At 72.0% G+C, this 1,976-nt stretch carries 1 protein-coding gene; it reads left to right on the top strand.

What is annotated here, in order from left to right; all coding sequences use genetic code 11:
- Positions 1 to 153 precede the first annotated feature (153 nt).
- On the top strand, positions 154 to 1,976 hold a 1,823-nt coding region (locus C665_RS19420; protein WP_051021783.1), incomplete at its 3' end, for a DEAD/DEAH box helicase.

Genomic DNA, 1,976 nt, shown 5'->3' with positions numbered 1-1,976 from the left:
CGCACCAACGGAGCGCGCCGGACGCGCAAGCCCGCGGCCACCCGCCGCAACGCCGCGGCCACGAGCCGCCCCATCACCCCCGCCGCGCCGCAATCGCCCGCCTCCGCGATGTTGCAGCGCCGCTGCCCATCGCCGCCCCGCGGCCGAGACGCCATGACCGAAGCTCCCCGCCCCGAATCCGCCCCCGCCGAAGCCGAACTGCGCTTCGCCGATCTCCAGCTGCCCGCGCCCCTGCTGTCGGCGCTCGCCGAAGTGGGTTACGAGACCCCCTCGCCGATCCAGGCCGCCTGCATCCCGCAACTGCTCGCCGGCCACGACATCCTCGGCGAGGCGCAGACCGGGACCGGCAAGACCGCCGCCTTCGCGCTGCCGATGCTGGCCAAGCTCGACCTCGCCGACACGCGCCCGCAGGTCCTGGTGCTCACCCCCACGCGCGAGCTAGCGATCCAGGTCGCCGAGGCCTTCGCCAAGTACGCCCACCACCTGAAGAACTTCCACGTGCTGCCGATCTACGGCGGCCAGAGCATGGTCGTTCAGCTGCGCCAGCTCTCGCGCGGCGCCCAGGTGGTCGTCGGCACCCCGGGCCGGGTCATGGACCACCTCGAGCGCGAGAGCCTCAAGCTCGACGCCCTCAAGGCCATCGTGCTCGACGAGGCCGACGAGATGCTGCGCATGGGCTTCATCGACGATGTCGAGTGGATCCTCGAGCACACCCCGGCCGAGCGCCAGACCGCGCTGTTCTCGGCCACCATGCCCAACGTGATCCGCGAAGTCGCCCGCCGCCACCTGCGCAACCCGCAGGAGATCAAGATCCGCGCCGCCACCTCCACCGTGGCCAAGATCAGCCAGCGCTACTGGCTGGTGCGCGGGGTGGACAAGCTCGACGCACTCACCCGCATCCTCGACGCCGAGGAAAGCTTCGACGCCGCCCTCGTCTTCGTGCGCACCAAGATCGCCACCGAGGAGCTCGCCGACAAGCTGGCCGCGCGCGGCTATGCCGCCGCCGCGCTCAACGGCGACATGAACCAGGGCCTGCGCGAGCGCGTGATCGAGCAATTGAAGAACGGCGCGCTCGACATCGTCATCGCCACCGACGTCGCCGCGCGCGGCATCGACGTTCCGCGCGTCTCGCACGTGATCAACTACGACATCCCCTACGACACCGAGGCCTACGTCCACCGCATCGGCCGCACCGGCCGCGCCGGGCGCGAGGGGGTGGCGATCCTGTTCGTGGCGCCGCGCGAGACGCGCATGCTCAAGATGATCGAGCGCGCCACCCGCCAGCCGATCACGCCGATCGCGCTGCCGAGCGGTGAGGAGGTCACCAACCTGCGCGTGGCCCAGTTCAAGCGCCAGGTCGCCGAGACCATCGCCGGCGCGGAGCTCGGCTTCTTCATGGGCGTGGTCAACGACCTGATCGACGAGAACGAGCTCGAGATCCACGAGGTCGCCGCCGCACTGGCCCTGCTCGCCCAGCGCGAGCGCCCGCTCCAGGTCGAGCAGTCCGGCCGCGGCTGGGACATCGCCACCACGACGCCCAGTGAAGGCCGCGCGCCGCGCGCCGAGCACTTCACCACCGGCGCCGCGCGCGAGCGCACGCCGCGCCCCAACCGCGACGAGATCCTCGCCCGCCGGCGTTCCTTCTCCGAAGGCGCGCTGGTGCGCTACCGCATCGAGGTCGGCCGCGCCCATGGCGCGAGCCCCAAGGAGATCGTCGGCGCGATCGCCAACGAAGGCGGCATCGAGGGCAGGTTCATCGGCCAGATCCACCTCTTCGACGAGTTCTCCACCGTCGAGCTGCCCGCCAACCTGCCCGAGGACCTGCTCGCCACGCTCAAGCGCACCCGCGTGCGCCAGATGCCGCTGTCGATCCGCGAGCTGAGCGCCGCCGAGGCGGCCACGGTCCCCGAACGCCGGCGCCCGGCGCGGCCGGAACGCGGCACGGACGGCTCGCACGCGCAGGACGGCGAGCGCCG

This window comes from Thauera aminoaromatica S2, assembly GCF_000310185.1.
GTDB classification, from domain to species: domain Bacteria; phylum Pseudomonadota; class Gammaproteobacteria; order Burkholderiales; family Rhodocyclaceae; genus Thauera; species Thauera aminoaromatica.
This window is presented reverse-complemented; position numbering and strand designations above follow the sequence as displayed.